The organism is Tenacibaculum soleae (assembly GCF_001693415.1).
Classification (GTDB): Bacteria; Bacteroidota; Bacteroidia; order Flavobacteriales; family Flavobacteriaceae; genus Polaribacter; species Polaribacter soleae.
Genome location: NZ_MAKX01000022.1, coordinates 1 through 968 on the forward strand (window position 1 = coordinate 1; position 968 = coordinate 968).

A 968-nucleotide genomic window follows, 5' to 3' on the forward strand; every position below is an offset into this window, starting at 1 on the left:
TATACAAAACCGTTGGCAAACATTAGAGAAATGAAAAAACTAATAATATTATTCATTTTAATCTCAAAAATTGGATTTGGACAAGACACCAAATACCTCTCTGAGAACTATGAATTTAAAAATGGAGAAATTGCTTATATGTTTGGTAACGATGTTAAACTTCGAGACCAACCAAATGCGAAATCCAATGTTTTGGCTCTTTTGAAAATTGGTGAGCAAATAGAAATTATGGAAAAGTCAGATTCCACAATGAAATTCGACGGAATTGAATCACCTTGGTACAAAGTAAAAACGAACGACAAAGTTGGATTCGTACTCGGAAGCCTAATCTCACTTGACAAAGCAACTAAAGGAAATTTGACTTATTTGGTATCCTTAAAAAAGGACGGACTTAAATTGTTTGCTAAAACAAGGGTTTTGGAAAATGGATTAGATTTTAAAGAGAATATTTCTCAACTTATGACAGGCGAGTTTTCAATAAAAGCAGTTGGAAATAAAGGACTTGAAAACATAAAAAGCATCTTTAAAATAGACTATTTAGCAGAATCTTGTGGAGTAAATGGAGGCGGAATTTATTTGTTCTACGATGGTGAAAACCTAATTAAAGCTATTGATTACACTCAAGTAGCTGATGCGGATGCATATTGATTCATAGAAGAATATATTTTTCCAAATGACAAAGAGGGAAAAAAAGGCAAAATAGTTTACAAAAGAGAAGTTGGTGAAACTAAAGAATATGAAACGGAATGGGTTGAAACTAAATTGACCCAAAGAATTCTGGAATGGGATGGAAAAGAGATATTTCCAAAAATAGAAAACGAAGATGAATAATAACGTTTGCCAACAATGTATAACCGCAATTACGGCGGATTCGACTACGTCCGAATCCACTTGGAATTGCTAACGTCAGTGTCAAACCCAAAATTAACGCATATAAACCCGTAACTGACGGTTATACTAGACCGTTG

The 968-nt window shown here is 33.5% G+C and carries 1 protein-coding gene; it reads left to right on the forward strand.

Features of this window, described 5'->3' with window-relative positions; all coding sequences use genetic code 11:
- Positions 1-648 (forward strand): SH3 domain-containing protein (locus tag BA195_RS11085; RefSeq protein WP_068705466.1); only part of this gene is annotated, 648 nt, incomplete at its 5' end.
- Positions 649-968 lie beyond the last annotated feature (320 nt).